The sequence below is a fragment of the Frankia sp. AiPs1 genome (genome assembly GCF_023716945.1).
In the GTDB taxonomy this organism is placed as follows: Bacteria; Actinomycetota; Actinomycetes; order Frankiales; family Frankiaceae; genus Frankia.
This window is the reverse complement of sequence record NZ_JAMQQF010000278.1, coordinates 1-7,548: the sequence shown is the minus strand read 5'-3', so window position 1 is coordinate 7,548 and position 7,548 is coordinate 1. Positions and strand designations below refer to the sequence as shown.

Genomic DNA, 7,548 nt, shown 5'->3' with positions numbered 1-7,548 from the left:
GGCGCGGTCCGGCGCCGCAGGTGGCGGCGCCGTGCGGATCGCCGCCAACTCGCGCGCCCGCTCCCGCTCGACCCGCCGGCGGTGCCGGTCTCGCGCCAGGCCCTGCAGGGTCAACTGAACCCCCGCGACAACCAGCACCCCGGCGGCGAGACCCAGCACGAACAGGCCCCAGATATCCAGGGACAGGGATTGACCCATGATCATCACATCTGTGTGGCTGCTGTTCTCCAGCACCAGATCGGCGGTGAAGACCCCTGCTACCAGCAACAATACGACACCGACGGTTACCACCGGTACCTCCAGAACCATGGACGTGAGCGAAACTGGCCGCGAAGAGCCGATGGGCTCGGCCTACCCGCCTTTGGTCGAGGCGGAACCGCGTGGGCGCAGTGTGATCCGCGATTCAGCCGACCGCGCCGGTCACCGCGGTGAGAAGACGCCAGGCGGCGGCCTTGTCGAGCGGCTCGTTGCCGTTGCCGCATTTCGGCGACTGCACGCACGACGGGCAGCCGGCCGGGCATTCGCACGCGCCGATGGCATCCCGGGTGGCGGCCAGCCAGTCCCCGATGCGCAGAAATCCTCTTTCTGCAAATCCCGCGCCGCCGGCGTGGCCGTCGTAGACGAACACGCTGGTCCGGCCCGTGTCCGGATGCAGAGCGGTCGACACCCCGCCGATGTCCCAGCGGTCGCAGGTGGCGAACAGCGGAAGCAGGCCGATGGCCGCATGCTCGGCGGCGTGCACCGCGCCGGGCACATCCGCGGACTCGATGGCGGCGCCCGCGAGCAGGCCGTCGGTGACCGTGTACCAGACGGCACGGGTGCGCAACTGCCTCGGCGGCAGGTCCAGCGGCTCCTGGCCGAGCACCTCGCCGGTCGCGACGAGCCGGCGCTGGTAGCCGACGACCTGACTGGTGACCTCGACCACCCCGAGGTGCACCTCCACATCGGGCCGGACGCGCGAACGCGACGACTCGACGATCCGGATGTCGGTGTGCTCGCGCGCGACCGTCGTCCACTCCGGGGACGCCTCGTGGACGAACGCCACGGATTCGGGCAGGTCCAGGTCGTCCACGACGAAGCTCGAGCCCTGATGGAGGTAAACCGCACCGGGGTGCACAGCGGAGTGCGCGGCGGCCGTGTCGACCGTGCCCAGCAGGCGCCCGGTGGCCGCTTCGACGATGCGGACCGGCGGACCGCCGGCCCCGCGGATGTCCACCTCCGGGCGGCCCCGCTGGGTCCAGAACCAGCCGGTGGGCCGCCGGCGCAGCCGCCCGCGACGGACCAGGTCGTCGACGACGCGCGCCGCCGCCGGGCCGAACAGGTCCAGGTCCGCCTCGGTGAGCGGCAGCTCGGCGGCGGCGCACTCCAGGTGCGGGGCGAGCACGTAGGGGTTGTCCGGGTCGAACACGCTGGCCTCCACCGACCGGCCGAACACCGCCTCCGGATGGTGGACGAGGTAGGTGTCGAGCGGGTCGTCCCGCGCGACCAGCACCGCCAGCGACCGCTGCCCGTCCCGGCCGGCCCGGCCGGCCTGCTGCCACAGCGAGGCGAGGGTGCCCGGGAAACCGGCGGTGATGGTGGCGTCCAGGCCGCTGATGTCCACCCCGAGCTCCAACGCCGACGTCGTCGCGACCCCGAGCAGGTCCCCCGCGCGCAGCCGCCGTTCCAGCTCGCGGCGCTCCTCCGGCAGGTAGCCGGCTCGGTAGGCCGCCACCCGGTCCGCCAGGTCCGAACCGATCTGGCCGAGCTCGCGACGAGCGGTGACCGCCACGACCTCCGCCGACCGCCGGGACCGGACGAACACCAGGGTCCGCACGCCGTCGGCGACGAGATCGGCGAGCAGGTCGGCCGACTCGGCGGTGACCGACCGCCGGACCGGCGCGCCGTTCTCGCCGGCACCATTCGGCTCGCCCGGTGCGCCACCCCCCTCGCGCTCGGCCGGCCGCCGCCACAGCAGCGGGGGCTCGTAGAGCACGAAGTCCATCGGGCCCCGAGGTGCGCCGTCGTCGTCGATCACGTCGACGTCGACGCCGGTGAGCCGCCCGGCCGACAGCGCCGGGTCGGCGGTGGTGGCGGACGCCAGCAGGAACACCGGCTCCGACCCGTAGCGCGCGCAGACCCGCCGCAGCCGCCGGATCACCGCGGCGACGTGCGCGCCGAACACGCCGCGGTAGCCATGGCATTCGTCGATCACGACGAACCTCAGCCCGCGCAGGAACTGGGACCACCGCCGGTGCTGGGGCAGGATCCCGCGATGGAGCATGTCGGGATTGGTCAACACGAGGCCGGCGTGGGCCCGGACCCAGTCCCGCTCGGCGGCCGGCGTGTCGCCGTCGTAGGTGGCGGCCCGGACCCCGGTGAGCCGCAGCGCCCGCACCGCCCGGAGCTGGTCGTGGGCGAGTGCCTTCGTCGGCGACAGGTAGAGCGCGCGGGCACCGGGCTGCGCGAGCAGCCGCGACAGGACCGGCATCAGGTATCCCAGCGACTTCCCGGAAGCCGTGCCGGTGGCCAACACGACGCTGCGGCCGGCATGGGCGGCGTCGGCCGCGGCCGCCTGGTGCGTCCACGGCTCGTCGATCCCGGCGGCGACCCACCGCCCACGCAGCACCGGGTCGACCCACTGCGGCCAGGGCGCCCGCCGCCCCGGCCGGGCGGCTACCGGCTCGATGTGCGTCATGCACTGCGCCCGCCGCGCGTCGCGGCGAAGCCCGGCGAGGACCGTGTCCGCGCCGCCGATGTCCGCCGGCGAACCCACGACCGTCGAGGATATCCGCCGTGTCGCCGCCGATGGCAGGACGATGGGCGATCCACGGGCCACCATCCGACGGACCACCCGTCCCGCATCCGCGACTCGGCGCGGCCGACCGGCCCCGTCCGGACAAGATCAGGGATAGATTCCAGCAGACGTCATCGACCACGCCGCCGGAATACCGGGGCACCGCGATCTGTGTCGCGGCCCACCGGATTGATCCTCCTCGTGGGAGGGTAATGGCGCCGTGATGTCGGTCGCCCGAAGCGCGGGACGGCCGGAGGCACCCAAGGAGGATCCGTGGACCTGTCCCTCACGACTCGCCAGGAAGGCAACCACACGGTCGTCGTGGTGGGCGGCGAGATCGACGTGTACACCGCACCGAAGCTGCGCGAGCAGCTCATCGATCTTGTTTCCGGAGGCTCGTACCACCTGGTCGTCGACATGGAGGGCGTCGAGTTCCTCGACTCGACCGGCCTTGGCGTTCTGGTCGGCGGCCTCAAGCGGGTGCGCGCGCACGAGGGTTCGCTTCGGCTGGTCTGCACCCAGGAACGCATCCTCAAGATCTTCCGGATCACGGGTCTCACCAAGGTCTTCCCGATCCATTCCTCCATCGAGGAAGCGCTCGCCGCCAGCGAGTGAGTGAGCCGGACATCACGCCTTCGGAAAGGCAGGCACCGCCGTATGCCCACTGTTGAGCTGCGGTTCGCCGCCCTGAACGGACACGTTCGCACGGCGCGGATGATCGCTACGGCGGTCAGCCGCCGGGCTGGGGTTCCCGCCGGAGCCGCCGACGAGATCAAACTGGCGGTCACGGAGGCGTGCGCCCGCGCGGTGCGGGTCAACCGCCGGCATTCGCCGGACTCGCCGGTGCATGTCGCGCTCATCGACACGCCCGACACCTTCACCATCACCGTCGCGGACTGCGGGCGTGCCGGTGACGAGGTCGCGCCGGGTCCCGACGGCGGCCTCGTCACCGCCTCGACGCTGCTGGACCTCGAACCCGAGGCCGCCGACCCGCCCTGGTGGTCCGAGCCGTCCGACGACGACTCAGCCGAGGACAGCGCGGGCTTCCCGCCGGGCCTCGGGCTCGCCCTCATCGAGGGCCTGGTCGACGAGGTGGAGATCAGCCGCGGACCCGATGGGGTGGGCACCGTCGTGGCGATGACCTGGCACACCGGCGTCGACATCGACGTCGAGGCCGCGCCGTACAAGACGGCCCGCTGACATCCTCTCCGCCCTGAACTCACGGGTGGAGTTGCCCGGCTACCACGCCGTCGTAGGCGTGGGTTCTGGTTGGTTCCCGCTTCGTGGCGCGGCGTGGGGACGTGTCGGTCCTACCCGCGCTCCACGGGCGCGCGGTCCCTTTCCCCCGTCCGGCGGCGACCACGCGTGCCTCGGTCTTGATGCGATGTGCCCACCTGCTTTGTCCTGGCCGCCCGATTTCCTGCTTTAACTGGATAAAAGCGAAATACAGGTGCAACCTAGCGCCAGGCACACGATCGCGGGCGACTCGGCGGGCAGCCACAGAAAATACAGCGCACGTCACAGTCGTGTGGATAGACTCCGCCGCATCTCGCGGACGGTTGATTCAACCGTCGGAGATCCCCTTGTGCTCCCCGTGGGGCCTGCCGGAAAGCGTCGAATTCAGGACGAATCCGGCCGTTCTCACTTCGGGCGACGTCAGATGCGGCGCCCAACCGCCACCGTCTACATGCCCAGGTGCCCGCCGGAACCGGCACCGATGAGCCATCGACACGCGCGGAGGGTGCACGAAGTAGATCGGGAGGAGCCATGTCCCCGACCCGCGCCCTGCAGTCTCAGGGCACTGGAATCGACCTTAGTGGCGGCGCCCTCGGCCTGGTCGCCGGTGTGGCGATAATCGCAGCCCTCGCCCTGCTCGTTGCCGGCTACCTGGCCCGGGAGGTGTTGGCCGCAAGCCCCGGAACCGCGCGGATGGTGGAGGTCGGGCAGGCGGTCCAGGAAGGCGCGGCCGCCTACCTCAGACGACAGTTCAAGACGTTGGCCGGCTTTGTCGTCGTCATTCCATTTGTCCTACTACTCCTTCCCGCCAACGACACCGGCGCCAAGGTCGGCCGATCCGTCTTCTTCGTCGTCGGCGCCCTGTTCTCGGCGCTCGTCGGCTTTGCCGGGATGTCCCTGGCAACCAGGGCCAACACCCGCACGGCGGCCGCGGCGATGAGTCACGGCGAGCGGGCCGCGGTCCGCATCGCCTTCCGGACCGGCGGCGTCGTGGGCATGTTCACGGTCGGGCTGGGCCTGCTCGGCGCGGCCGTCGTCGTACTCGTCTTCCGGGACACCGCGCCGCAGGTACTGGAGGGGTTCGGCTTCGGGGCGGCGCTGCTCGCGATGTTCATGCGGGTCGGCGGTGGCATCTTCACCAAGGCCGCGGACGTCGGAGCCGACCTGGTCGGAAAGGTCGAACAGGGCATTCCGGAGGACGACCCGCGTAACGCGGCGACGATCGCCGACAACGTCGGCGACAACGTGGGCGACTGCGCCGGGATGGCCGCGGACCTGTTCGAGTCCTACGCGGTGACGCTGGTCGCCGCCCTGATCCTCGGGGTGAGCGCCTTCGGCGAGCGGGGGCTGGTGTTCCCGCTGCTGATCCCGGCCGTCGGCGTCGTCACGGCGGTCATCGGCATCTTCGCGGTGTCGCCACGGGCCGGCGATCGGAGCGGGATGGCCGCCATCAATCGGGGTTTCTTCCTGTCCGCGGTGGTGTCGGCGATCGGCGTGGTCATCGTCTCGGTGCTGTATCTGCCGACGGACTTCGCCGGGTTTCCGGGGCTCGAGACCAGCACCCAGTCAGGCAATCCACGAGTCATCGCGATCAGTGCCGTTCTCATCGGTATCGCGCTCGCCGCGGCGATCCAGGTGCTCACGGGATACTTCACCGAGACGACTCGCCGACCGGTGCGTGATGTGGCCCAGGCATCACTCACCGGGCCGGCGACGAACATTCTCGCCGGCATCGGCGTCGGCCTGGAATCCGCCGTCTACTCCGCCCTGCTCATCGGGGCCGCGGTCTTCGGGGCCTACCTGCTCGGTTCGGGCAGCGTCACGATCGCGCTGTTCGCGGTCGCGCTGGCGGGCACCGGCCTGCTGACCACCGTCGGCGTCATCGTCTCGATGGACACCTTCGGTCCGGTGAGCGACAACGCCCAGGGCATCGCCGAGATGTCCGGGGAGATGGACGAGGCGGGCGCGGCCATCCTGACCTCGCTCGACGCCGTGGGCAACACCACGAAGGCCATCACGAAGGGCATCGCGATCGCCACCGCCGTCCTGGCCGCGACCGCGCTGTTCGGGTCGTTCACCGACACGGTCACCAATGCCCTTGGGGACGCCGGGGTCCGACCGGAGACCGGTCGGGGGACGGTCGGCGGACTGAACATCGCGTATCCCGACGCGCTGGTCGGGCTCATCATCGGCGCGGCCGTCGTCTTCCTGTTCTCCGGGCTCGCCATCAACGCGGTGGGCCGGGCGGCCGGGCGGGTCGTGATGGAGGTGCGCAACCAGTTCCGCACCAGGCCCGGAATCATGACCGGCAGCGAGAAGCCGGACTACGGCGCGGTGGTCGACATCTGCACCAGAGACTCGCTCCGTGAACTGATTACCCCGGGGACGCTGGCGGTCCTCGCGCCGATCGCGGTCGGCTTCGGCCTCGGTTATCCGCCGCTGGGGGCGTTCCTCGGTGGAGCCATCGCCGGCGGCGTCCTGATGGCCGTGTTCCTGGCCAACTCCGGCGGCGCGTGGGACAACGCCAAGAAGCTCGTCGAGGACGGTAACTACGGGGGGAAGGGCTCGGAGGTCCACGCCGCGACGGTGATCGGCGACACGGTGGGCGACCCGTTCAAGGACACCGCCGGGCCGTCCATCAACCCGCTGCTCAAGGTGATGAATCTGGTCAGCCTGCTGATAGCGCCGACGGTGGTGAAGTACTCGGTCGGCACCGACCGCAACACGCCGCTGCGCATCGGCGTCGCCGTCGCCGCGGTCGCCGTCATCGTTGCGGTGATCGTCGTGTCCAAGCGACGCAGCTCGATGATCGCCGACAGTCCGTCGGCCGCGCAGCCAACGACCCCGAGCCCACAGAAAATCAACGTCTGACGGCAGTGCGGTCCCGCCGGCCGGCTGGCACAAGATCCGCTCCGTGCCCGCCGGCCGCCCCGGGACACCTGATCCCGACCGGCCGTGCGACCGGTCACCGGATCTGTCAGGGCGCCGGGACGAGTATCGAAGGCGGTCACCCGGCGTAACATCGACGGGCCTGGGATCGCGACTTCATACCACCATGGCGCACCCTCGTGCGGGCCCGGTCGGGCCGTCCAGGCGTCATCGGGTGAGCCGTGGGTAAGCGTCGGGCTACCGGGGTTCTACCCGGATGGGAAGCTCCGCGGAATCCCACGGCGGCGTACGGTGCTGCGAGGCACCGCTTGCACACCGGCGGCCGCCGCCCGCCCGATCAGCGCCCGCCGGACGACCGTTCGCCGGGCCACGCCAGATCCAGCACCGAGCTCCGCCCGAGCAACATCCGCCATATCCGGGACCTACGCTCCGGAGGGGCGACCTACGCTTCGCCCACCGGTCATCGCATCGAGCACGCCGCACCGAGGAGAGAAGTGCCACCGCGCACGAAGACGACTACACGGACGACCGCGCGGTCAGCCGCACCGGTCGCCGAGCCCGGCGAGCCCACCGAGACCGGCTCCACGCCGAGCCCGAGCCCGGGCGCGAGCACGGCCCCGGCCGAAGCGCCCGCCACGCCTCCGAGC

Annotated in this window: 6 protein-coding genes; 3 read left to right on the top strand and 3 right to left on the bottom strand. The window is 71.1% G+C overall.

Going from position 1 to position 7,548, the window contains the following annotated elements; genetic code table 11:
- Positions 1-291: hypothetical protein (locus tag ND748_RS20520; protein ID WP_251747625.1), on the bottom strand; the 291-nt coding region annotated here is incomplete at its 3' end.
- A gap of 112 nt (positions 292-403) precedes the next feature.
- Positions 404-2,821: a DEAD/DEAH box helicase gene (locus ND748_RS20515; protein ID WP_251747624.1), complete on the bottom strand. Its 2,418-nt coding sequence runs from the start codon at positions 2,819-2,821 to the stop codon at positions 404-406.
- 228 nt (positions 2,822-3,049) lie between these two features.
- Here ND748_RS20515 and ND748_RS20510 point away from each other — a divergent pair, with 228 nt between their 5' ends.
- The 3 genes from ND748_RS20510 (at position 3,050) to ND748_RS20500 (ending at position 6,883) form a co-directional block, all read left to right on the top strand.
- Positions 3,050-3,391 carry an STAS domain-containing protein gene (locus tag ND748_RS20510; RefSeq protein ID WP_009741728.1) on the top strand — a complete coding sequence of 114 codons (342 nt, stop codon included), beginning with the start codon at positions 3,050-3,052 and terminating at the stop codon, positions 3,389-3,391.
- 42 nt (positions 3,392-3,433) lie between these two features.
- Positions 3,434-3,976 carry an ATP-binding protein gene (locus ND748_RS20505; RefSeq protein WP_251747623.1) on the top strand — a complete coding sequence of 181 codons (543 nt, stop codon included), beginning with the start codon at positions 3,434-3,436 and terminating at the stop codon, positions 3,974-3,976.
- Positions 3,977-4,543: 567 nt separating this feature from the next.
- A complete protein-coding gene (locus ND748_RS20500) occupies positions 4,544-6,883 on the top strand; it encodes a sodium-translocating pyrophosphatase (protein ID WP_251747622.1) in 2,340 nt (779 codons plus the stop codon).
- A gap of 478 nt (positions 6,884-7,361) precedes the next feature.
- Here the strand turns inward: ND748_RS20500 and ND748_RS20495 are convergent.
- On the bottom strand, positions 7,362-7,548 hold a 187-nt coding region (locus ND748_RS20495; RefSeq protein ID WP_251747621.1), incomplete at its 5' end, for a hypothetical protein.